The sequence below is a fragment of the Streptomyces canus genome, from assembly GCF_030815415.1.
GTDB lineage: Bacteria > Actinomycetota > Actinomycetes > Streptomycetales > Streptomycetaceae > Streptomyces > Streptomyces canus_F.
Window position 1 is genome coordinate 8356933 of record NZ_JAUSWW010000001.1, and the last position, 23350, is coordinate 8380282.

The following is a 23350-nucleotide window of genomic DNA, read 5'->3' on the forward strand; positions in this document are numbered from 1 at the left end:
CGTGACCGAGCACGTCGAGTGGAGTGAGCCGGAAGCCGGACCAGCGCCGACCACCGCCGCCGTCACGCCCGCCGACGCCGCCGACGCCGCTCGGCTGGTCGCCTTCGGGCTGCAGCCGAAACTGCAGCCCGCGCGGGACCAGGAGTACACCGAGCTGCTGCGGCGCCACCGCGAGGACCCGGCATTCGCGCGGCTCGCCGACGCGGTGGCCGCCGGGCTCGGGCTCGTCGTGCTGGAGGTCTCCCCGCGCGCGGGGATGGCCGTGACCGCCGCCGAGGACTCCGTGTTCGCCGTGCGGATGGGCGACTACGCGCGACGGACGTCCGCCGACGGCTCGGACCGTTTCCTGCACGGGCTGGCCCATCTCGCCGTGGCCGCCATGGCGTTCCCGCGGCCCGAGGACCTCGCCGACGACGGGTACATCGGGCGGGTGAGCGTCAACGGCGTCGACGCGTTCGTCCGGCAGGCCTGCCGGCGGCTGGAGGAGCGGGCCGACGAACTGGGCGAGAACACCGACCCCGCCACTGACGCGCCCGGTCTCGAGGCCGCCTGGCGGATCTGGGTGAGACGCAGCGCGACCGGTGCGACGAAGGACGCGCGCAGACTCGCGGGTTCCACCACCGGCATCGTCGGCAAGGCCGTCGCCTTCCTCACCGACTCCGGGTTCCTCCAGCGCACCGGCGACGACAACGGCGGCACGTACCGCACGACGGCCCGCTACCAGCTCCAGGTGCGGGACATGGCCGGCAGCGCCGCCATGGCCGAACTGCTGGAACTGGGGGTCGTCCCGGTCACCGACGGCACACCGACGCTGCTGCCCGCCGAGGACACCCACGACGAGCTGGTGGCCGACGCCGGACTGCCGTTCCACTCCTGAACTCCCCCCTCCTGCCGAAGACTTACGAGAGTCCGCCATGTACGAGCTGTCCCGGGTCCGCCTCTACTCCATCGGCCCCGCCGGTGCGCGCTATGCCGACACCGTGCTTGACCTGCGCGGCGTCGGCGCGGAAGTGCCCGACCCCGCCCCCACCCAGGCGGAGTTCTTCGCAGACGAGCCCGTAGGCCCGCCGCGCCGCCCCGCGCCCGCCGGCGTGCTCTTCCTGGAGAACGGCGGCGGCAAGTCCGTACTGCTCAAGCTGATCTTCTCCGTCATGCTGCCGGGCCACCGCAACACCCTCGGCGGCGCCAGCTCCGGTGTGCTGCGCAAGTTCCTGCTCGCCGACGACTGCGGGCACGTCGCGCTGGAGTGGCAGCACACGCTGACCGGCGAGTGTGTCGTCGTCGGCAAGGTGAGCGAGTGGCGGGGGCGGCAGGTCTCCAACGACCCGCGGAAGTTCGCCGAGGCCTGGTACTCCTTCCGGCCCGGGCCCGGACTGTCCCTGGACAACCTGCCCGTCGCCGAGTCCACCGCCGTACGGCCGGCCGTCGAGGGCGTCTCCGGAGCGCTGGGCCGACGCCGCACCATGAAGGGCTTCCGGGACGCCATCACCGAGGCGGGCAAGGCGTATCCGCATCTGGAGGTGCACTGGGAGGAGATCCACGACCGCTGGATCGAGCACCTCGGCGACCTCGGCCTCGACCCCGAACTCTTCCGCTACCAGCGGGAGATGAACGCCGACGAGGGTGAGGCCGCCGGCCTCTTCGCGGTCAAGAAGGACTCCGACTTCACCGACCTGCTGCTGCGGGCCGTGACCGACACCCGGGACACCGACGGGCTCGCCGACCTCGTCAGCGGCTTCGGCAACAAGCTGGGCCGCCGGGCCGAGCTGATCGCCGAACGGGACTTCACCGCCGGGTCGGTGGACCTCCTCGGGCGCATCGTCGAGGCCGCCGAGGCACGCTCACGCGCGCGTGACATCCACACCGGTGCCGAACGCCGTACGCGGACGCTGGCCCGCAGGCTCTCCGCGCGCGGCGCCCGGGAGCGGGTGCGCGCCGCCGACCTCGCGCAGCGGGTCACGGCCGCCGCGTACGCGGTCACGCACGCCGAGGGCTCGCGGGAGCGCAGTGCGCTGATCGCGGCCGAACTCGCCTTCCGGCACGCCTCGCTGGCGCTCGCCGCCGCCGAGAAGTCCGCCGCCGCGCAGAAACGCGAACTCGCCGACGCCCGCACCCTGCACGCGGCCTGGCAGGCCGCCGAGGCCGTACTGCGACACCGCGCCGCCGCCGACCGCGTCGCCCGCGTGTCCGCCGCGATCCAGGAGGCCGAGCGGGACGCGGCCCCCGCGCTGGCCGCCCGGGCCAGGGCCGCCGTCGATCTCGTACGGGCCCTGCACGCGGCCGCGGAGAGCGCCGAGACCCTCGCCAACGAGGGAGAGGAGCGGTCCGCCGCCCTTCAGGAGGTCGGCGAGGCCGCACACCGGGACGCCACCGTCGCCGCCACCGAGGCGCAGCGCGCCCGCAGCGAGGTCGGGCATCTGCGGCAGCGGCTGAGCGAGGTCGAGCAGGAGACCACCGAGGCCGTACGGGCCGGCTGGCTGGACGACAGCGCGCCCGACGCCGACCCGGCGCGTGCGGCCCTCGCGGCCAGCGACGCCGAGAAGACGGCCGTCGCCGCCTGGGACGCCGCGCGCGAGGCCTCGCACCGGGCCGGCGAGCACGCGCGCGAAGCGGGCTCCGCGGAGTCCCGCGCCGAGCTGACGGCCGCACGTGCCGCGGACGCGGCCACGGCCGCCGAGCGGTCCTACGAGGCCGAGAAGCGGCTCGCCGAGGCGCTGGCGGCGGAGCCCCGACTCGCGGAACTGCTCAGCCTGACCGGGGCCTCCGATACCGGGCACGGGGGAGTGCCGGTACCGCGGACGGGCGCCGACGGTGCGAAGAAAGACGGTCCGACCGGGCGCGACGGGGGCGAGGAGACCCTCACCCCCGAGGAACTCGACCGGTTCGCCGACGAGTTGCGTGAGCTGCTCGACGACGCCGTCTCCGCCGCCGAGCGCCACCTCTTCGAGCTGCGCACCGCCGCCGCCGACGACTCCCGCATCCTCGGCGCCCTCGGTGACGGCGGACTGCTGCCGCCGGGCCCGGACGTGCTGGCCACCGTGGAGTTCCTCGGGGAGCACGGCATTCCGGCGCTCCCCGGCTGGCGCTACCTCGCCCAGGCCGTCGACCCCGCCGACCACGCACGCGTGCTGGCCGCCCGGCCCGAACTCGTCGACGGCGTGATCATCACCGACCCCGACACGCACGCACGGGCCCGCGAGACGCTCAACGAGGCGGCACTGCTCCCGCGGTCCGCCGTCGCCGTCGGCACGGCCGCCGCCCTGCTCGCCCCGACCCCGGCGCCCGGCACCGGAAGCGAGGCCGTCTTCCTCGTACCGCCGAACCCGGCCATGCACGACGAGCACGCCGCCGACGAGGAGCGACAGACACTGCGGGCCCGGGCGACCGAGCGCGACGACGAGATCCGCTCCCTCGCGGCCCGGCTCGCCAAGGACCGGGAACTGGCCGCACGGCTGGCCTCCTGGCGTACCGGCTGTCCGGCCGGGCGGCTCGTCGAGCTGGCGCAGACCGCACACGACACGCACGCGTTCGCGGAGGAGTCCGAGGCCGAGCTGGCCGAGGCGCGGACTGTGCGGGCCGAGGCCGACGAGGCGGCGGCCGAGGCCGTGCAGGTGCGCGACGAGCGCCAGGAGGCCGCTCAGAAGGCCCGGCGTGCCGCCGACGCCCTCGCGGGGCTCGCCTTCCGGCTGCGTGAGCGGGCCGGCTGGCAGGTCAAGCTGCGCGAACTCGCCGATGAGGCCACCGAGTCGGAGACCCGTGCCCAGACCTGCCTGGAGCGCGCTCGGGCCGCCGACGAGGACCGGCGTGCCGCTCAGCGGGCCGCCGACGACGCCCGGCGCACCGCGCGTGCGCTGCGCGCCGAGCGCTCGGAGATCGCGGGCGCTCCCGACGACGTGCCGGAGAGTGGCGCCGACGATCCGAAGGCCTCGCTGCCCGCCCTGAGGGAGGCCTATCGGGCCGCCTCGCAGCTGTACGAGAAGGTCGGGGTCGGCGCCGACCTGCGGGCCGAGCAGGCCCGCGCGGAGAGCGAGTCCAGCGCGGCGCTGGCCGACCTGGACCGGCTGAGCAACAAGGTCCGCACCCGCGCGGAGCAGCTCCTGCAGTCGCCCGACGGTTCCGACGGCCCGTCCCGGCAGGCCGCCGCCGCCCGCGCCGAGGAGCTGGTGCAGCTTCTGGAGACGCGGATGTCCACCGCGAGCGAGCAGCTCGGACGGTTGCGCGGTGAGGCCGAGCGGCACGCGCCCGAGGACGGTGAGGCGCACACCGAGCTGTCCGAGGAGCTGGAGCCCCGGGACGCCGAGCACGCACAGGCGCTGCTGCGCACGGCGACCGCCGAACTCGCCTCCCGCACCGAGGCGTTGACGCAGACCAGGGAGGCGCACACCGAGCTCCTGGACGCCCATCGTGCCGCTGAGGACGCGGCCGGCGGCTTCGACGAGATCGCCGCGATGCTGCGCGACCTGCTGCGCGAGCACACTCCCGACGAGGATCAGGAGGAGCCGGAGCCGTACCCGGGCAGTCCGGAGGAGGCCCGTCAGTCCGCCGCCGAGGCCCGCCGGTCGCTGCGTGGCTGCGCCGCCGACCTGTCCGCCGCCGAGACCGCCGTACGCGAGGCGAGTGACATCCTCGTCCGTCACGCCAACTCCACGCGGTACGAGCAGGTCCGCACCCCCGCGCGTCAGCAGATCCGCGAGCTGCCCGCGTCCGCGCTGCCGGAGCACGCCCAGAAGTGGGCGGACGCCTTCGCGCCCCGACTGCGGGTCCTCACCGACGAGTTGGCGCAGCTGGAGCGGAACCGGGACTCGATCGTCGACCGGTTGCGCGGGCTCGTCGAATCAGCGCTCGCGACCCTGCGATCCGCTCAGCGGCTGTCCCGGCTGCCCGAGGGGCTCGGCGAGTGGTCCGGGCAGGAGTTCCTGCGGATCCGCTTCGAGGAGCCCGACCAGGCGACGCTGACCGAGCGGCTGGGCGAGGTCATCGACGAGGCCACGCGCGCGGCGGTGAAGAAGAACTCCGACCTGCGGCGCGACGGGATGTCCCTGCTGCTGCGGGGAGTCGGGGCCGCACTGCAGCCCAAGGGGATCGCCGTCGAGATCCTCAAGCCGGACGCCGTGCTGAGAGCCGAGCGCGTGCCGGTCGGGCAGATGGGCGATGTGTTCTCCGGTGGCCAGCTGCTCACGGCGGCCATCGCGCTGTACTGCACCATGGCCGCGCTGCGGTCGAACGACCGGGGCCGCGACAAGCACCGGCACGCGGGCACGCTCTTCCTGGACAACCCGATCGGTCGAGCCAACGCGACCTATCTGCTGGAACTCCAGCGGGCGGTGTCGGATGCCCTGGGTGTCCAACTCCTGTACACCACGGGCCTGTTCGACACCACGGCACTCGCTGAGTTCCCGCTGGTCATCAGGTTGCGCAATGACGCCGACCTCAGGGCGGGCCTGAAGTACATCAGCGTGGAGGAGCACCTCCGCCCGGGACTGCCGCAGCAGACCCGGTCGGAGGAAGCGGGCCACAGCGAGATCACGGCGACACGGATGTTCAAGCGGCCGACGCAGACGACGTCCTGAGCGCAGGGCCGGTGCGTGGGCCGGTGTCGCCTCTCAGGAGTGCGACAACTGCCCCGCGCCGCCCCGCCGCTGTATCCGGGCCTGTGCCCGCTCCGCGGACCGCGCCTGGCGCCGGGCCCTGCGCCGCTCGCGCCGCAGGGCCCGGGCGGTGCTGCTCGGGGCCGACACGACGCCGTTGCGCTGGTTCCACACCTGACGGGTCACCCAGATGTCCAGGGCGCCCCACGTCGCCACCACGGTGCTCGCCACGCTGCTGAGGACCATCGGGAACGCCAGCCAGGATCCGGCCAGTGTGCACAGGAACGCCACCATCGCCTGGATCAGCGTCACAGCGATGATCAGGACCGCCCGCACGGCCGACCTGCGCACGGGATCGGGCATCCGACGCCGCGGCGCGGCCTCGTCGATCCACAACGGCCGGTAGTACGGCTCCTCTTCCGGCGGGGCATGTTCGGTGGTCCCGGACCGGGTCCCGCCCTCGTGCGCTGGAATGTCGCGATCCAGTGCCTCGGGACTCCGCTGCTCCGTCAAGTGCGCCGCAGCGCCGTCCACGAGCGCCTCTTGCCGCTCCGCCGTGCCCATCACCGTGTCACTCCCCACCGCCGGCAGACCCCATGCTCCGTGTGCGAACACACGTCTCCCCAGCGGCTGCCCGGCTTGCGCTGTTTTACGCCGCCCGGATGCGGGATGCGGCTCGTGTGGCCGATTCTGCACCCATTTCCCGAAGAGAAGGACGAACGATACGCTCTGAAGATTCCCAAGAAACGAAAAATTCTGGCCAACTGGTCAGCCGTCACGGCCGGATCGGTGCGAGCTGTCGAGGCGTGTTTCGGGGAGGCAATCTCCCGCAATGCCCGGACAACTCACCATCTCGCGTCGCCGGTGCGGAAGTTCGCCTTCCGGACGGGTCTTCGAGTTAACTGCGTGACGGTAGTAGGCTCGCGCCGTTTGTTGACGTACATGTGTACCCCCGGCCGACGGGGGTCGAGCTGGGGGAGGCCATGCGCTTTCGCGGGAAGTCGATCCGCCGGAAGATCGTGGCGCTGCTTCTCGTGCCGCTGGTGTCCCTGACAGCGATCTGGGGCTTCGCCACGGTACTCACGGGACGGGCGGTCGCCCAGCTGTTCCACGTGTCGACGGTCGTGGAGGACCTCGGCTATCCCGCCGAGGACACCGTCCGCGTCCTCCAGCAGGAACGCCGCCAGACCCTCGTCTATCTGGCCGACCCACGGGCCTCGGACGCGCTCGCCTCGCTCCGTGAGACCCGCACGGCCACCGACGACGCCATCGCCAAGATCCGTAAGAGCGCGAAGGACCCCGACCTCCGCGACGGCATGGACCAGGACGACGAGGAACGTCTCACCGCTGTACTGGACGCCTTCGACGGCATCGACTCCCTGCGCCGCAGCGTCGAGGAAGACGCGGTGAACCGGGTCCAGGCCCTCGAGCGCTACAACCGCCTCGTGGATCCCTGCTACACCCTGCTGGCCTCCCTCGACGGGGTGGACAGCGTGGAGATGGACAAGCAGGCCCGCGCCCTCGTCAACATCACCCGCGCTCGTGAACTCCTCTCCCGAGAGGACGCCCTGCTCGGCTCCGCCCTCGTGGTCGGCGATCTGACGCACGGAGAGATCCGCGAGGTCTCCGACCTGATCGCGCAGCGCACCGTGCTGTACGACATCAGCCTGCCGGTGCTGCCCGCGGCGGAACGCGAGCGCTACGACCGGTTCTGGAAGAACGCGTCCACCGCGTCGCTGCGCTCCGCAGAGAAGATCGTCGTCGACTCCGAGCCCGGCGCCCCCCGTTTCATCACCGCCAAGAGCTGGGACGCCACCGCCGCCACCGTGCTCGAAGAACTCGCCAACCTCAACGACCAGGCGGGCGACCGCTATCAGGACCGGGTGCAGCCGGTGGCGATGGGCGTCATCCTCAAGGCGGCCTTCGCCGGTGTCCTCGGCCTGCTCGCCCTGCTCTTCTCGGTCGTCCTCTCCGTGCGTATCGGCCGCGGTCTCATCCGCGACCTGCGGCAGCTGCGCCTCGAGGCCCACGAGGCGTCCGGCGTACGGCTCCCGAGCGTCATGCGCAGGCTGTCCGCGGGCGAACAGGTCGACGTGGAGACCGAGGTCCCGCGTCTGGAGTACGACAAGAACGAGATGGGCGAGGTCGGCCAAGCCCTCAACACCCTGCAGCGCGCCGCCGTCGAGGCCGCCGTCAAGCAGGCCGAACTCCGCGGCGGGGTCTCCGAGGTCTTCGTGAACCTCGCCCGCCGCAGCCAGGTGCTCCTGCACAAGCAGCTCACCCTGCTCGACACCATGGAGCGCCGGACCGAGGACACCGACGAACTCGCCGACCTGTTCCGCCTCGACCACCTGACCACCCGTATGCGCCGCCATGCCGAGGGCCTCGTGATCCTCTCCGGCGCCGCCCCCTCCCGGCAGTGGCGCAAGCCCGTCCAGCTCATGGACGTCGTACGCGCCGCCGTCGCCGAGGTCGAGGACTACGAGCGCATCGAGGTCCGCCGGCTGCCGCGGGTCGCCGTCACCGGTCCGGCGGTCGCGGACCTCACCCACCTGGTCGCCGAACTCCTGGAGAACGCCACGGTGTTCTCCCCGCCTCACACCGCGGTCCAGGTGCTGGGCGAGCGCGTCGCCAACGGCTTCACCCTGGAGATCCACGACCGCGGCCTCGGCATGGCGGCCGACGCCCTCCTGGACGCCAACCTCCGGCTCGCGGAGACACCGGAGTTCGAGCTGTCCGACACCGACCGGCTGGGCCTGTTCGTGGTCAGCCGGCTCGCCCAGCGGCAGAACGTCCGGGTCTCGCTCCAGCCGTCGCCGTACGGCGGCACGACGGCCGTCGTGTTCATCCCGAACACCCTGCTGACGGACGACATCCCGGACACCAACGGCCTCGGCTTCCGACTGGACCGCCCCCAGCCCTCCAAGGAGGCCGAGCTGGAGGAAGCCCGCCGGACCCAGCTCGCCCACGCGGCGCTGCCGCTGCCCGGCCTGACGGGAGGGCTCCTGGACGGCCCCGTCGAGCTGGAGGCGCCCGTCGACCTGGACGCCGTCGACGACTTCCCCGGCGCGCTCGACGACGAGGACAGCGAACGCGGCGGACTGTTCCGCCCGCGCCGCTCCCTGGTCCGCGCGGACGCCACCCCGGGCGAGGACCGCCACGACGCCTCCGACCACGACCAGAACGCCCCGGTGCCGCTGCCCCGCCGCCACACCCCCAAGCTGGTCAGCTCGCACGGCCGCCCGGTGACCGAGCAACGGGAGCAGAGCGACGACGAGGCCTCCGCGGGCCCGAACAACCGGCCGTTCCCCCAGGAGGCACCGCCCCTGCCCGCCCGCAGGCGCACCACGGGGCCGCAGCGCCGTGCCACCGATGTCGCCGACCGCCGGGACGAGCAGCGCGCCGAAGCCCCGACGGCCACGGGCCGCGAACCCGGCGGAGCGCCGCACGGTGCTTCCGCCCTTCCCAGACGCACCCGGCGCGCCGAGATCGCGTCGAGCGGGGCGGCCGAGCCCTTCAAGGCCGCTCCAGAGGGAGTCGCACCCCACCGGAGCGGCCCCGGCGCCGCCCTGGAGCGGACCGGCTCCCGCCCCGGGCCCCAGGAGACCGGTGCCGAGACCACGCCCCAGCCGATCGGACGCGGTGCCACGCCGCGGGAGACCGCCCCGGGCACCGGCCCGCTGCCCCGCCGCGTACGCCAGGCCAACCTGGCCCCGCAGCTGAAGCAGAGTCCGGCCGGGCGCCGCACCGACGACAGCACGGGGGTCGACGAGCGGGACGCCGACCAGGTACGCAGCCGTATGGCATCGCTCCAGCGCGGCTGGCAGCGCGGCCGTGCGGAGAACGACGCCGCGGGCGATGACACCCACAGCGGCACAGCACCACGAGGAACTAAGGGGGACGGTCGATGACCGCACCGAAGGCGACCGGCCACAGCACAACCAACTCCGGCGAGCTCAACTGGCTCCTGGACGACCTGGTCGACCGCGTCGCAAGCATCCGCAAGGCCGTCGTGCTCTCCGGCGACGGGCTGGCGACGGGGGTCTCCAAGGACCTGACGCGGGAGGACGGCGAGCACCTGGCCGCCGTCGCCTCCGGCTTCCACAGCCTCGCCAAGGGCGTGGGCCGCCACTTCGAGGCGGGCAACGTCCGCCAGACGGTCGTCGAGCTCGACGACGCCTTCCTGTTCGTGACGGCCGCCGGCGACGGCAGCTGCCTCGCCGTCCTGTCCGACGCGGACTCCGACGTCGGCCTGGTCGCCTACGAGATGACGCTCCTCGTCAAGCGGGTCGGTGTACATCTGGCATCGACTCCGCGCACCGATCTGCCTCAGAGCGGGTAGTGAGATGACATGAGCACAGACGGTCAGGGAAGAAGTCACTGGTTCGACGACGAGGCCGGACCGGTCGTCCGTCCGTACGCCATGACGCGTGGCCGCACCACCAGTGCGGCCCAGCACCGCCTCGACCTCATCGCGGTGGTCGTCGCGGAGACCCAGGCGGACGACCCGGAGGGCGACCACACGCTGTCCCCGGAGCACGTGGACATCGTCGACCTGTGCCGGGACGCCCCGCAGTCGGTCGCCGAGCTGTCCTCCGAACTCGACCTGCCCATCGGCGTGGTACGGGTCCTCGTGGGTGACCTCGTGGACGCGGAGTTCGTCCATGTGAACCGGCCCGTGCCGCCCGCCGAGCTGCCGGACGAGAGCATTCTGCGCGATGTGATCAACGGCCTCCGGGCGCTCTGACCGAGTGCCCCGCCCGCAAAGGCGGCCGTTCCCTCGGGGCCGTGAGCCGCTCACCGACGGTCCTGGGGAACACGGCCGCACCCCCGCCGCCCCGTCGAGCGGACCAGGCGCCGTAACAGTGCTCCCGATATGATCTGACCGATCGTCGACGACCATCCGCAGACGGTCTGCCGCCACTCTGCGGACACGGTGCCGAACAGCGCGATCGGGGAGACGGACGTGACGACAGGCTGGCAGTTCTGGGTCGACCGGGGCGGCACCTTCACGGACATCGTCGCGCGTCGCCCGGACGGCCGACTGCTCACCCACAAACTGCTCTCCGACAACCCGGCCCGCTACGCCGACGCGGCGGTCACCGGAGTCCGTGAACTGCTGAACGGCTCCCAGGACCCCGTGGAAGCCGTCCGCATGGGCACCACCGTCGCCACCAACGCCCTCCTGGAACGCAAGGGCGAGCGGACCCTCCTGATCGTCACCCGTGGTTTCCGCGACGCCCTGCGCATCGCCTACCAGAACCGCCCCCACATCTTCGCCCGCCGCATCGAACTCCCCGCGCTGCTCCACGAGCGGGTCGTGGAGGTCGACGAGCGCATCGCCGCCGACGGCACCGTCCTGCGCGCCCCCGACCTGGACGCCCTCACCGGCCCTCTCCAGAAGGCGTACGACGACGGGATCCGCGCGGTCGCCGTCGTCTGCATGCACAGCCACCTCCACCCCGCCCACGAACAGGCCGTGGGACAGCTGGCCGCCCGGATCGGCTTCCCGCAGATCTCGCTGTCCAGCGAGGTCAGCCCGCTGATGAAGCTGGTCCCGCGCGGGGACACCGCCGTCGTCGACGCCTACCTCTCGCCCGTGCTGCGCCGGTACGTCCAGCACGTCGCCGACGAACTCCACGGCGTACGCCTGATGTTCATGCAGTCCAACGGCGGCCTCGCCGAAGCCGGTCAGTTCCGCGGCAAGGACGCCATCCTGTCCGGCCCCGCCGGCGGGATCGTCGGCATGGCCCGGATGTCGCAACTCGCCGGCTTCGACCGCGTCATCGGCTTCGACATGGGCGGCACCTCCACCGACGTCTCCCACTTCGCCGGCGAGTACGAACGCGTCTTCACCACACAGATCGCCGGCGTCCGGCTGCGCGCCCCCATGCTCGACATCCACACCGTCGCGGCGGGCGGCGGCTCGGTCCTCCACTTCGACGGCTCCCGCTACCGCGTAGGGCCGGACTCGGCGGGCGCGGACCCGGGCCCCGCCTGCTATCGCGGAGGCGGCCCGCTGACCGTCACCGACGCCAACGTCATGCTCGGCCGCATCCAACCCGCCCACTTCCCCATGGTGTTCGGCCCCGACGGCGACCAGCCCCTCGACGCGGACCTCGTCCGCGACCGCTTCGCCGCCCTCGCGCGCGAGATCCGGGAGCGGACCGGCGACGAGCGCACGCCCGAGCAGGTCGCCGACGGATACCTCCAGATCGCGGTCGCCAACATCGCCAACGCCGTGAAACGGATCTCCGTCCAGAAGGGCCACGACGTCACCCGCTACGCGCTCACCGCCTTCGGTGGTGCCGGCGGCCAGCACGCGTGCAGGGTCGCCGAGTCGCTGGGCATCCGCACCGTCCTCGTGCCGCCCATGGCCGGTGTCCTGTCCGCACTCGGCATCGGCCTCGCCGACACCACCGCCATGCGGGAACAGTCCGTCGAGGCCCCCCTGGAGGCCGCCGCGATGCCGGGCGTCCTCAAGACCGCCGACGACCTGGAGAGCGCCGCCCGCGCCGAACTCCTCGCCGAGGACGTCCCCGACGGCCGCGTCCGCGTCACCCGACGCGCCCAACTCCGCTACGACGGGACCGACACCACCCTCACCGTCGAGCTGACCGAGCCCGGCGAGATGCGCCAGGTCTTCGAAGCACGTCATCGCGCCACGTACTCCTTCACGCTCGACCGCCCGATCGTCGTCGAAGCCCTCTCCGTCGAAGCCACCGGCATCACACAACCCCCCGATCTCTCGTCCCTGACCCCGTACCAAGGCCGCACCGCCGCTCCCGGAACCGTCCGCCTCCACACGGGCGGCGCCTGGCGCGACGTACCCCTCCACCGCCGCGAGGACCTGCCACCCGGCGAGACGGTCACCGGCCCCGCGATCATCACCGAGGCCGGCACGACGACCGTCGTCGACGACGGCTGGCAGGCCGTTTCGCGAGACGACGGGCGTCTGGTCATGGAACGCACGGCGATTACGGAGAGTTCCGAAATCGACACGGAAGTCGACCCGGTTCTGCTCGAGGTCTTCAACAACCTCTTCATGTCCATCGCCGAACAGATGGGCGCCCGCCTCGAATCCACGGCCCAGTCCGTCAATATCAAGGAGCGCCTGGACTTCTCCTGCGCCCTCTTCGACCCGGACGGAAACCTGGTGGCCAACGCCCCGCACATCCCCGTCCACCTGGGCTCGATGGGCACCAGCGTCAAGGAGGTCATCCGGCGGCGCGGCGCCGGGATGCGGCCGGGGGACACCTACGCGGTCAACGACCCGTACCACGGCGGAACCCATCTGCCGGACGTCACGGTGATCACCCCGGTCTTCGACGCCGAGAGCACGGAGAGTGACCGGCAACTCCTCTTCTACGTCGCCTCCCGGGGCCACCACGCGGAGATCGGCGGCATCGCCCCGGGCTCCATGCCCGCGAACAGCCGCACCATCGAGGAGGAGGGGATCCTCTTCGACAACTGGCTGCTCGCCGAGAACGGCCGCTTCCGCGAGGACGAGACGCGCCGCCTCCTCACCGAGGCACGCCACCCCTCCCGCAACCCGCGGACCAACCTCGCCGACCTGCGCGCCCAGATCGCCGCCAACCAGAAGGGTGTCGAGGAAGTCGCCCGCATGATCGAGAACTTCGGCCTCGACGTCGTCCAGGCGTACATGCGGCACGTCCAGGACAACGCCGAGGAAGCCGTACGCCGGGTCATCGACGCCCTCGACGACGGCGAGTACGCCTACGAGACCGACTCGGGCGCCGTCATCCGCGTACGCGTACGCGTGGACCGCGACAACCGCTGCGCCACCGTCGACTTCACCGGCACCTCGGATCAGCTGGACAGCAACTTCAACGCCCCGTTCGCCGTGGTCAACGCCGCTGTCCTGTATGTCTTCCGGACCCTCGTCGCCGACGACATCCCCCTCAACGACGGTTGTCTGCGCCCCCTGAGGATCGTCGTCCCGCCCGGCTCGATGCTCGCCCCGCAGCCGCCGGCCGCCGTCGTCGCCGGCAATGTCGAGACCTCCCAGGCCATCACCGGCGCCCTGTACGCGGCGCTCGGCGTCCAGGCCGAGGGCTCCGGCACCATGAACAACGTCACCTTCGGCAACGCCCACCACCAGTACTACGAGACCGTCGCCTCCGGATCCGGCGCGGGCGACGGCTTCCCCGGCGCGCCCGTCGTCCAGACCCATATGACCAACTCGCGGCTCACCGACCCCGAGGTCCTGGAGTGGCGACTGCCGGTCCGGCTGGACGAATTCGCGGTACGGCAGAACAGCGGAGGCGCCGGTCGGTGGCGCGGCGGGGACGGTGCGGTACGCCGCATCCGGTTCCTGGAGCCCATGACCGTCTCCACCCTCTCCCAGCACCGCCGAGTGCCGCCGTACGGCATGGCGGGCGGCGCCCCCGGCGCGCTGGGCGCCAACCGCGTGGAGCGCGCGGACGGCACGGTCACCGACCTCGGCGGCAGCGGCGCGGCCGACGTCGGCCCCGGCGACGTACTCGTCATCGAAACCCCCGGCGGCGGAGGCTACGGCCCACCGTCGTCCCACCCCCACCAAGCAGGAGAAGAGACCGATGATCTTCGGGCGTTCTGAGCGCGGCAAGCCCCCGGTCGAGCCCGTCACGTTCAAGATCCTGGTGGCCGGCGGCTTCGGCGTGGGCAAGACCACGCTCGTGGGCGCGGTCAGCGAGATCCGGCCGCTGCGCACCGAGGAACTGCTCACCGAGGCAGGACGCCCGGTCGACGACATCAGCGGTGTCGAGAGCAAGAGCACCACCACCGTGGCCATGGACTTCGGGCGTATCACGCTCCGCGAGGACCTGGTGCTGTACCTCTTCGGGACGCCCGGGCAGGAACGGTTCTGGTTCATGTGGGACGAGCTCTCCGAGGGCGCGCTCGGTGCCGTCGTGCTCGCCGACACCCGCCGCCTGGAGGACTGCTTCGCCGCCGTCGACTACTTCGAGCGGCGCTCCATCCCCTTCGTGATCGGCGTCAACTGCTTCGAGGGCGCTGCCCGTTACCCCGTCGAGGAGGTCCGCCAGGCCCTCGACCTCGACGAGGACGTACCGCTCCTGCTCACCGACGCCCGTGACCGCGCCTCGGTCAAGGAGGTCCTCATCGGCGTGGTCCGGCATGCGATGGCCTACGCGGCGGAGCGTCGCCAGACCGCCGTCACGACCTGACACGGGCACGGCCCGTACCCCCGCCGACCGGGGTACGGGCCGCGTTTCCCGAGCACCACGCGTGCGTGCGGTCGTCGCAGCGCACGCACACGTGCCGCTAGTTGTCCCCGTCCTCCTGCCAACCGAAGCTCTTCTCCACGGCCTTGCGCCAGTTGTGGTACTCACGGTCCCGCACCGACGACTCCATGGCGGGCGTCCACTCGACGTCCTTCTGCCAGTGCGACTTGAGCTGGTCCAGGTCGTTCCACACGCCCGTGGCCAGCCCGGCGGCATAGGCCGCGCCCAGGCAGGTCGTCTCGGAGACCTTCGGGCGGACCACCGGCACATCGAGTACGTCCGCCTGGTGCTGCATCAGCAGGTTGTTCTTGGTCATGCCGCCGTCGACCTTCAGGGTCGTGATGTGCACCCCGCTGTCCTGGAACATGGCGTCCACGACCTCCCGCGTCTGCCAGCTCGTCGCCTCCAGCACCGCGCGCGCGAGGTGTGCCTTCGTCACGTACCGGGTGAGCCCGGTGATGACACCGCGCGCGTCGGAGCGCCAGTAGGGCGCGAACAGACCGGAGAACGCGGGCACGATGTACGCCCCGCCGTTGTCCTCGACACTCGCCGCCAGCGGCTCGATCTCGTCGGCGGTACGGATGATGCCGAGCTGGTCCCGGAACCACTGGACGAGCGCGCCCGTTATGGCGATCGACCCCTCCAGGCAGTAGACCGGCGCCTCAGTGCCGATCTTGTACCCCATCGTCGTCAGCAGCCCGCTCTTCGACGGCACCGGGCGGTTGCCGGTGTTGAGCAGCAGGAAGCTGCCCGTGCCGTAGGTGTTCTTCGCGGTGCCCACGTCGTAGCAGGCCTGTCCGAACACGGCCGCCTGCTGGTCGCCCAGGGCCGAGGCGACCGGCACACCGGCGAGTTGGCCGACAGCGGTGCCGTAGACCTCGGCCGAGGACCTGATCTCGGGCAGGATCGCCTCGGGGATGTTCATCGCGGAGAGGATGGACTGGTCCCACTGGAGGGTCTCGAGGTTCATCAGCATGGTGCGGCCGGCATTCGTGACGTCCGTGACGTGCCGTCCGCCGTCCGTGCCGCCCGTGAGGTTCCAGATCAGCCAGGAGTCGATGGTGCCGAAGGCGATCTCGCCGTTCTCGGCACGCGCGCGGAGCCCGGGCACGTTGTCGAGCAGCCAGGCCGCCTTCGGCCCGGAGAAGTACGTGGCCAGCGGCAGCCCGGTCTGCTCACGGAAACGGTCCTGCCCGTCCGAGCCGCCGAGTTGGCTGGTCAGCGCCGCGGTGCGGGTGTCCTGCCACACGATCGCGTTGTGCACGGGCTTGCCGGTGGCGCGGTCCCACAGCACCGTCGTCTCGCGTTGGTTGGTGATGCCGAGCGCGCTGAGCTGGTCGGCGCGCAGTCCGGCCTTGGCGATCGCCCCGGCCACCACCGCCTGCACCTTGGACCAGATCTCGGTGGCGTCGTGCTCCACCCAGCCGGGCTTCGGGAAGATCTGCCGGTGCTCGCGCTGGTCGACGGCGACGATGGCGCCGTCGTGGTTGAAGACGATGCAACGGCTTGAGGTGGTGCCCTGATCGATCGCGGCGACGAACTTGTCCGTCATGACGTCCCCTTCGTCGGATGCTTCAGAACGCTGCGTTGAAGATGACCCCGGACAGGGCTCCGCCGATCAGCGGCCCCACCACCGGGATCCACGCGTAACCCCAGTCCGAGGTGCCCTTGTTGGGGATCGGGAGCAAGGCGTGGGTGATGCGCGGGCCCAGGTCGCGGGCCGGGTTGATGGCGTACCCCGTCGGCCCGCCGAGCGACAGACCGATGCCGACGACGAGGAACGCGACGATCAGGACCGTGGTGCCCGACGTACCCAGCCCCTCGGTCAGACCGAAGGCGAGGATCGGCAGCACCAGGCCGACGGTCGCGATGATCTCCGTGATGAGGTTCGCCACGGGATTGCGGATCGCGGGCGCGGTCGAGAAGATCCCCAGCGTCGGCTGCGCCTTGTCCTCCTCGGCGTTGGCCTGGAACTGCGCGTAGTAGACCAGCCAGCACAGCACCGCGCCGAGAACGGCGCCGACCAGCTGTCCGGCGATGTAGATGTGGACCTGGTCCCAGTCGCCCGTGTCGATGGCGATCCCGAGCGTCACCGCCGGGTTGAGGTGGCCGCCGGACAGCGGCGCGGCGGTGTAGGCCCCGGCCAGCACGCCGAAACCCCAGCCGAACGCGATGACCACCCAGCCCGCGTCCTTCGCCTTCGAGTAGTTCAGTACGACGGCGGCGACCACTCCCGCGCCGAAGAGGATCAGGATCGCGGTCCCGATGATCTCACCGAGAAATACGTCTCCGTTGCTCATGGCGGCTCCTAGGCCCTGGCCCGGGGTGATCGACCCCGGTCCTCCGTGCAGGGTGCGTTTCCCATGGCGACTTCAGCCGAAGGCAGGGAGATCCCGCGCCCCGCTCGGCGTCCGTGACGAGCGTGCCGTTACAGCCGAATCGCTTGTGGGGGAACGGACCTTGACTCTGGGGGGCCCGCGCAGCGCAGTGCGTGGATACGCCGAGAATGTACGACGATGTCGACTGACATCGGAAGTGTTCACCGGTGTCCAGAAGGCGTCAAGGATGCGGACGGCAACGGTTGGGGGGACGAGCCCGCTTCCTGGCGGGCCGCTCAGCCCAAGGGTGCCGGCGAACACGTTGACGTGCAGCGGCAGCAGCGTTTCCCTGCGCCGCCGCCCGGACCGCCGACACGGCCAGTCGGCCGTCGAGTTCCGGATCAACAGCGGGCCTCGGCCGAGATGTCGCCGGTGTCCGGGTGGACGAGTATCTCCAGCGCTGCGACCCTTCCGGTCGTCAGATTGACCACCGGCTGGAAGGCGAGACGTTCACACAGGATTCCCGGGCGATCATGGAGCGTACGAGAATGCCCCTGCCCCGTCCGGATGCCCGATGAGCCTCACCGCACCGCGATCACGGCCGAACCGTGCCCGAACAGCCCCTGGTTCGCCGAGATCGCCACCCGCGCCCCGGCCACCTGCCGGTCACCCGCCGCACCTCTCAACTGCCAGGTGAGCTCACACACCTGGGCGATCGCCTGCGCCGGCACCGCCTCCCCGAAGGAGGCCAGTCCGCCACTCGCATTCACGGGTATGCGCCCGCCCAGAGCCGTGGCGCCCTCCCGCAGGAGCTTCGCCCCCTCACCCTCGCCGCACAGCCCGAGGTCCTCGTACCACTGCAACTCCAGGGCGGTGGAGAGGTCGTAGACCTCGGCGAGGGACACGTCCTCGGGCCCGACACCCGCCTCCTCGTAAGCGGCCCGGGCGATCGACTCCCGGAAGGTGTCGTCGCCGGGCTCCACCGCCACCGCGGAGTCCGTGGCGATGTCGGGCAGGTCCAGCACCGTGCTCGGGTATCGCGGTGTCACCGTCGACACCGCCCGGATCCGCACCGGGTCCACAATCCCGTGCCGCCGCGCGAACTCCATGCTGGACAGCACCACAGCCGCTCCGCCGTCCGAGGTCGCGCAGATGTCGAGCAGCCGGAGCGGATCGGCGACCACGGCGGAGGCGGCGACCTCCTCGGCGGTGACCCGCTTGCGGTAGCGCGCGTTCGGATTCAGCGCACCCATGGCGGCGTTCTTCACTTTGACCTGCGCGAAATCCTCCGGTGTATCCCCGTGCACGGCCATCCGCCTGCGCGCGTACAGTCCGAAGTACGTCGGATTGGTGGCTCCGAGGACGCGGAACCGGAGCCAGTCCGGATCGTCGGGCCGATCTCCGCCCGCCGGCCGGAAGAACCCCTTGGGCGCCGCGTCGGCACCCACCACGAGCACCACGTCCGCGAGCCCCGAAAGGATCTGCGCCCGTGCGGTGTTGACGGCCTGCGCTCCCGACGCGCATGCCGCGTACACGCTCGTGACCCGGGCTCCCTGCCAGCCCAGCGCCTTGGCGAAGGTCGCCCCGGCCACATACCCCGGATACCCACCACGCACCGTGTCCGCCCCGACGATCGAACCGACGTCCCGCCATTCCAGCCCGGCGTCGGTGAGCGCCGCGCGGGCGGCCGCCACTCCGTACGCGACGAAGCTTCGGCCCCACTTGCCCCATGGATGCATGCCTGCACCGAGCACCGCCACCTCACTCGTCACGCCGTCACCCCCGTCGTCGGCCGCCACCGCCACGTCGTCCACACCGTCTCCGCGTCCTCGTGGAGCACACCGGGAACGAGCTCCACCTCCATGCCCACCGCCAGATCGGCGACAGCGAGCCCCGGAACCCCCTGCCCCAGCACCACGATCCGCTCGGCCTCCAACTCCACAGCGATCAACGCGTACGCCTCCCACGGAAGTTCCGGATCGGTCACATAGGGTGACGGAGGCCGGTACCGGCTGTCTGTGTAGGACCACACCCGCCCGCGCCGCGGCAACGGAACCTCCTCCAGCTCGTCCCCGGGGCAGGCGGGATTGCGGCAGTGGGTGTCCTCGCGAGGGAAGAAGACCGAGGCGCAGGCCGAACAGCGGGTGCCGAGGAGATGGAAGTCGCCCTCCTCGCCGGCGAACCAACCTGCCACCACGGGCGTTCGCGCACGTGACACAGTTCCTCCCGGACATAGGATCTGACGGAACGTCAGAAGTGTGTCACGGGAGGCCGGACATGGGCAGAGGCAGAGGCATGACACGACTCTCCAGCGCAGTACGCGGCCTGGTCACCACACTCGCCGCCCTGCTGACCGTCACCACCACCGCCCGGGCGACACCGCAACCCAAGGCGCCGAAGGACTTCGTCTCGCTGAGAACTGTGGATCCCACGATCCTCCAGGAGATGCGTTACTTCACCCCGCACAACTTCGTAGGGGAACGCATCGACGGTTACGCGCAGCCGATCTGCATCCTCACCAGACCCGCCGCCGAGGCCCTCCACCAAGCCCAGACGAAGCTGCTCCGGCAGGGCTACACCCTCAAGGTCTACGACTGCTACCGCCCCCAGCGCGCGGTCGATCACTTCGTCCGCTGGGCCAAGGACCTCGACGACCAGGCCATGAAGGCCGAGTTCTACCCGAACGTCGACAAGACCCGCCTCTTCACGGACGGTTACATCGCCGAGAAGTCCGGCCACAGCCGCGGCTCGACCATGGACCTCACCATCGTGAAGCTCCCCGCGAAGCCGACGCGGCCCTACCACCCCGGCGAAACCCTCGTCCCCTGCTACGCGCCCCAGGACGAGCGCTTCCCCGACAACTCCGTCGACATGGGCACCGGATTCGACTGCTTCGACACCCTCTCCCACACCCTCGACCCCCGCATCCAGGGCGCACAACGAGACAACCGGCTCCTGCTCAAGACCACCCTGGAGGACCTCGGTTTCGTGAACCTGGCCGAGGAATGGTGGCACTACACGTTCAAGCCGGAGCCCTACCCTGACACCTTCTTCGACTTCCCGGTGTCCTGGAAGTCCCTCACGAGCAAACACTGAGCAGCCCCCGGAAGACGCTCTTCCTATGATCGGATACAGTCCGCCGCGTGTCCGAAACCCAACACCCCACCCCCAACTCCGCGCGCGACTCCCACTGTTCGAGCTGCGGAGCGCCCTACGGAGAGGGCGTCTCCGGTTGGCCCCGCACCTGCCCCGCCTGCTCCACCGTGGCCTACCGCAACCCGCTGCCCGTCGCGGTGGCACTCCAGCCGGTGTACGACACCAAGGGCGCCGCCCTTGTCGTCATCACCCGAACCATCGCCCCCGCGCGCGGGGGCATCGCCCTGCCCGGCGGTTACATCGACGACCGGGAGGACTGGCGCCAGGCCGTCGTCCGTGAACTCAAGGAGGAGACCGGCATCGACGCCGCCAGCCGCGACGTACGCCTCGTCGACGCCATGAGCTCTCCCGACGGCCACCTCCTGCTGTTCGGGTCCCTTCCGGAACGCCCGGCAGAAGGCCTGCCCGACTCCGCCGCGACGGACGAGACGGAGGGCTGGCATCTCCTGCGCAGGACCGAGGAGCTTGCCTTCCCCCTGCACACACGTGCCGTACGGGCCTGGTTCGAGGGCCGGTACATCTGACCTAGCGCTCCCCGACCCCCCGCACACGCACCGGGTGAGGCGGCGCACTCACGCCGTCCTCGCCCTCCCGCTCGACGACCACCCTCCGGCCCTGCCAACGGGCCACATACCGCTCGATCCCCGGCTCGTCCCACCCGTCACCCACGTCGGGCACGACCAGCCCCCCGCCGGTCCGTCCCCGGGCCGGCGCCCACACCTCCAGCTCCAGGCCGCCGTCCCCCCCGCGCACGGGAAGGACGGCACCCGCGCGCGCGAGCACCGGGATCCGCGACAAGGGGGCGTCCACAAGGACCTGCCCCGGCCCCTGATACGCCTGCTCCGTCACGGTGTCGTACCAGCGCCCGCGCGGCAGCTGCACCGCACGCCGGTCCGCTCCCGGATCGAGCACCGGCGCCACCAGCAGACTGTCGCCCAGCAGAAACGCGTCCTCGCAGTCACGCAGCGCCCGGTCCTCCGGCGCCCCCCACCACAACGGCCGCACATACGGCGCTCCCGTACGCCTCGCCAGATGCGCCAGTGTCACGAAGTACGGCAGCAGCCGCCGGCGTTCCAGCAGCGCCACGCGCGCGTGCTCCAGCACCTCGGGACCGAACTCCCACGGCTCCCGGCGCCCCGCCCGCAGACTCGCGTGCGTACGGAACAACGGCAGATACGCGCCCAGCTGAAACCAGCGCAGATACAGCTCGGGCGACGGACTCCCGTCGAAGCCGCCCACGTCCGGCCCCGAATAGGGCACCCCGCACAGACCGAGCCCCATCACCAGCGACAGCGACGCCCGCAACCCCGGCCAGCCAGTGGCCACGTCACCCGACCACGTTCCCCCATAGCGCTGCATGCCGGCCCACCCGGAGCGCGAGAACACGAACGGACGCTCCTGGGGCGCCAGTTCCCGCACGCCCTCGTACCCCGCACGGGCCATGCAGAGCGCGTACACGTTGTGGGCCTCGCGATGGTCACCGCCCTGCCCGTCCAGCTGATGCCGCGCCGAACGCGGCAGGGTCGACTCGCCGAAGGCGGCGAACGAGGTGGGCTCGTTCATGTCGTGCCAGAAGCCCGAGAATCCCTGAGCGAGCCGCTCCTCATAAAGGCGGCCCCACCACTCACGCACACGCGCGTGCGTGAAATCCGGGAAAACCGCCTCACCGGGCCACGCGACTCCCCGTACGAGCCGCCCGGAAGCGTCCCGTACGAAGGCATCCTCGGCGACACCACTGCCGAAGACGGCGTTGCCCGGTTCGGCCCGGACCGCCGGGTCCACGATCGACACCAGCCGGATCCCGTCCCGCCGCAGCTCCTCGGCGAGCTGGGGCAGCTTGGGGAAGCGCTCCTGGTCGACAGTGAACACCTGGTGCTCGTCATAGTGGTCGATGTCCAGGTGGACGGCGTCCAGCGGAAGGCCGCGCTCCTGGTAGCCCGCGACGATCCGCCGCACCTCCTGTTCGCTCCCGAACCCCCACCGCGCGTGATGGTGCCCCAGCGCCCAGGTAGGCGGCAGAGCGGGCGCACCGGTGAGCGAGGCCCAGGCGAGCAGCACGCGCGCGGGGGTGCCCACCATCACCCAGCAGCGCAGCGGACCACCGGACATCCGCAGCTCGCACGTACCGGAGCGGTCGTGCCCGGAACCGGCACCCTCCTCACCCTCCCGCAATGTCACCGTGCCGTCCCACGACGTGTCGTGGAACGCCAGATGCGTCGCCGCGTCGGACACCACGAACTGCACCGGCATCGTGATGTACAGCGGATCGTCGGCGGGACCGAAGGACCTTCCGGGATCGGTGTTCCACAGCCGGTACGTCCCGTTCCGCAGCCGAGGCCCCGAAGCCCGCCCGCCGAGCCCGAAGAAGCGCGCGTCCGCGGGCACTTCCGACCGCTGCATCCAGCGCGCCGCACCACCGCCCACCGGCTCCCACCACCGGGGCGGCAGATCCCGGCGCACCGTCACCCCACCGGGCGTACGCACCTCGATCGCACCGTGCCGCGAGACGACGACAGTCGCCCGTTCGGCCACCACCCGCCAACCGCCGTCCTTGTCCGGCTCCAGCACCGCCCGTGGATCCGGCTCAGGACAGCGCCCCGCCAGCGCGTACGACGGCTCGGGACCCGTGCCGTCCCAGCCCCAGAAGACCGCCCCGTTCACCGTGACCGTGATCCGCAGCTCGGAACGGCTGAACCGGACGACCCCGCCGCCGGGCCCCGGCTCGACATCCCGCACCGGCCCGGGCACCCGAGCGCGCTCGGCCCCTCGCGGCGGCAGCCCCGCGGCATCCGTTCGCCGCATACGCCACGAGGCCCGAACGGAACGCAACCCCTGGGCCGCCCCCGCCGAACCGACCGTCTTTATCGAACGCACCAGGTCACGACCGTTCATGCTGCTCACCCTGCCACTGACCGCCCCACGCGCGGGTGTCGTTCAACTGCCGTTCACCCGTGCCGGGACCACATCTTCACGACACCGACTATGTGGGGCGCGCCCTGGTGTGGAAGTCGATCACATGGCATCGTCCGTGTCATCCGCGTCG

15 protein-coding genes and 1 pseudogene are annotated in these 23350 nt (G+C 71.5%); 9 read left to right on the forward strand and 7 right to left on the reverse strand.

Annotated elements, in window-relative coordinates:
• Nucleotide 1 precedes the first annotated feature (1 nt).
• Together QF037_RS38705 and QF037_RS38710 are read left to right on the forward strand one after the other, a co-directional pair.
• On the forward strand, nt 2-877 hold the full coding sequence (locus QF037_RS38705; protein WP_307033434.1) for a hypothetical protein: 876 nt from the start codon (nt 2-4) through the stop codon (nt 875-877).
• A gap of 37 nt (nt 878-914) precedes the next feature.
• The gene (locus QF037_RS38710) at nt 915-5570 is read left to right on the forward strand and encodes a hypothetical protein (protein WP_307033436.1); all 4656 of its coding nucleotides are present in this window, start codon (nt 915-917) and stop codon (nt 5568-5570) included.
• Between the two features lie 33 nt (nt 5571-5603).
• Here the strand turns inward: QF037_RS38710 and QF037_RS38715 are convergent, their stop codons facing one another.
• A complete protein-coding gene (locus tag QF037_RS38715) occupies nt 5604-6152 on the reverse strand; it encodes a hypothetical protein (RefSeq protein WP_307037582.1) in 549 nt (182 codons plus the stop codon).
• A 419-nt stretch (nt 6153-6571) separates the two neighbouring features.
• Between QF037_RS38715 and QF037_RS38720 the strand changes: the two genes are divergently transcribed.
• The 5 genes from QF037_RS38720 (at nt 6572) to QF037_RS38740 (ending at nt 14776) form a co-directional block, all read left to right on the forward strand.
• Nucleotides 6572-9499: a nitrate- and nitrite sensing domain-containing protein gene (locus QF037_RS38720; RefSeq protein WP_307033438.1), complete on the forward strand. Its 2928-nt coding sequence runs from the start codon at nt 6572-6574 to the stop codon at nt 9497-9499.
• Nucleotides 9496-9930, forward strand: coding sequence for a roadblock/LC7 domain-containing protein (locus tag QF037_RS38725; protein ID WP_307033440.1), 435 nt, complete (start codon nt 9496-9498; stop codon nt 9928-9930). Before QF037_RS38720 ends, QF037_RS38725 begins: the two co-directional genes overlap by 4 nt.
• 9 nt (nt 9931-9939) lie before the next feature.
• Nucleotides 9940-10335 carry a DUF742 domain-containing protein gene (locus QF037_RS38730; RefSeq protein WP_266832806.1) on the forward strand — a complete coding sequence of 132 codons (396 nt, stop codon included), beginning with the start codon at nt 9940-9942 and terminating at the stop codon, nt 10333-10335.
• A gap of 219 nt (nt 10336-10554) precedes the next feature.
• A complete protein-coding gene (locus QF037_RS38735; protein WP_307033443.1) occupies nt 10555-14187 on the forward strand; it encodes a hydantoinase B/oxoprolinase family protein in 3633 nt (1210 codons plus the stop codon).
• The gene (locus tag QF037_RS38740; RefSeq protein WP_307033444.1) at nt 14168-14776 is read left to right on the forward strand and encodes a GTP-binding protein; all 609 of its coding nucleotides are present in this window, start codon (nt 14168-14170) and stop codon (nt 14774-14776) included. Before QF037_RS38735 ends, QF037_RS38740 begins: the two co-directional genes overlap by 20 nt.
• Nucleotides 14777-14873: 97 nt before the next feature.
• Here the strand turns inward: QF037_RS38740 and glpK are convergent, their stop codons facing one another.
• The 5 genes and pseudogenes from glpK to QF037_RS38765 all read right to left on the reverse strand — a co-directional run bounded on the left by glpK (nt 14874) and on the right by QF037_RS38765 (nt 19348).
• A complete protein-coding gene (glpK, locus tag QF037_RS38745; RefSeq protein ID WP_307033446.1) occupies nt 14874-16385 on the reverse strand; it encodes a glycerol kinase GlpK in 1512 nt (503 codons plus the stop codon).
• A gap of 22 nt (nt 16386-16407) precedes the next feature.
• A complete protein-coding gene (locus tag QF037_RS38750) occupies nt 16408-17133 on the reverse strand; it encodes an MIP/aquaporin family protein (RefSeq protein WP_307033448.1) in 726 nt (241 codons plus the stop codon).
• A gap of 303 nt (nt 17134-17436) precedes the next feature.
• Nucleotides 17437-17672 (reverse strand): annotated as a pseudogene (locus QF037_RS38755) (diguanylate cyclase); the annotation flags it as partial.
• Between the two features lie 60 nt (nt 17673-17732).
• Complete coding sequence (locus QF037_RS38760; protein ID WP_307037584.1) at nt 17733-18923, reverse strand: lipid-transfer protein; 1191 nt, start codon at nt 18921-18923, stop codon at nt 17733-17735.
• Nucleotides 18920-19348 carry a Zn-ribbon domain-containing OB-fold protein gene (locus QF037_RS38765; RefSeq protein WP_307037586.1) on the reverse strand — a complete coding sequence of 143 codons (429 nt, stop codon included), beginning with the start codon at nt 19346-19348 and terminating at the stop codon, nt 18920-18922. Before QF037_RS38765 ends, QF037_RS38760 begins: the two co-directional genes overlap by 4 nt.
• A gap of 98 nt (nt 19349-19446) precedes the next feature.
• Here QF037_RS38765 and QF037_RS38770 point away from each other — a divergent pair, with 98 nt between their 5' ends.
• Both QF037_RS38770 and QF037_RS38775 read left to right on the forward strand, forming a co-directional pair.
• The gene (locus tag QF037_RS38770) at nt 19447-20247 is read left to right on the forward strand and encodes a M15 family metallopeptidase (RefSeq protein ID WP_307033450.1); all 801 of its coding nucleotides are present in this window, start codon (nt 19447-19449) and stop codon (nt 20245-20247) included.
• A gap of 47 nt (nt 20248-20294) precedes the next feature.
• Nucleotides 20295-20831 carry an NUDIX domain-containing protein gene (locus tag QF037_RS38775; protein WP_307033453.1) on the forward strand — a complete coding sequence of 179 codons (537 nt, stop codon included), beginning with the start codon at nt 20295-20297 and terminating at the stop codon, nt 20829-20831.
• Between the two features lies 1 nt (nt 20832).
• Here QF037_RS38775 and QF037_RS38780 read toward each other — a convergent pair whose 3' ends face one another.
• Entirely contained in the window at nt 20833-23199 is a 2367-nt protein-coding gene (locus tag QF037_RS38780) for a glycoside hydrolase family 31 protein (protein WP_307033455.1), read from the reverse strand.
• Nucleotides 23200-23350 lie beyond the last annotated feature (151 nt).

Bases quoted from the DNA above. Each gene is read 5' to 3' on its own strand.
- QF037_RS38710 (WP_307033436.1), top strand. From the start codon at position 915: ATGTACGAGCTGTCCCGGGTCCGCCTCTACTCCATCGGCCCCGCCGGT.
- QF037_RS38715 (WP_307037582.1), bottom strand. From the start codon at position 6,152: ATGGGCACGGCGGAGCGGCAAGAGGCGCTCGTGGACGGCGCTGCGGCG.
- QF037_RS38720 (WP_307033438.1), top strand. From the start codon at position 6,572: ATGCGCTTTCGCGGGAAGTCGATCCGCCGGAAGATCGTGGCGCTGCTT.
- QF037_RS38725 (WP_307033440.1), top strand. From the start codon at position 9,496: ATGACCGCACCGAAGGCGACCGGCCACAGCACAACCAACTCCGGCGAG.
- QF037_RS38730 (WP_266832806.1), top strand. From the start codon at position 9,940: ATGAGCACAGACGGTCAGGGAAGAAGTCACTGGTTCGACGACGAGGCC.
- QF037_RS38740 (WP_307033444.1), top strand. From the start codon at position 14,168: ATGATCTTCGGGCGTTCTGAGCGCGGCAAGCCCCCGGTCGAGCCCGTC.
- glpK (WP_307033446.1), bottom strand. From the start codon at position 16,385: ATGACGGACAAGTTCGTCGCCGCGATCGATCAGGGCACCACCTCAAGC.
- QF037_RS38750 (WP_307033448.1), bottom strand. From the start codon at position 17,133: ATGAGCAACGGAGACGTATTTCTCGGTGAGATCATCGGGACCGCGATC.
- QF037_RS38770 (WP_307033450.1), top strand. From the start codon at position 19,447: ATGACACGACTCTCCAGCGCAGTACGCGGCCTGGTCACCACACTCGCC.
- QF037_RS38780 (WP_307033455.1), bottom strand. From the start codon at position 23,199: ATGAACGGTCGTGACCTGGTGCGTTCGATAAAGACGGTCGGTTCGGCG.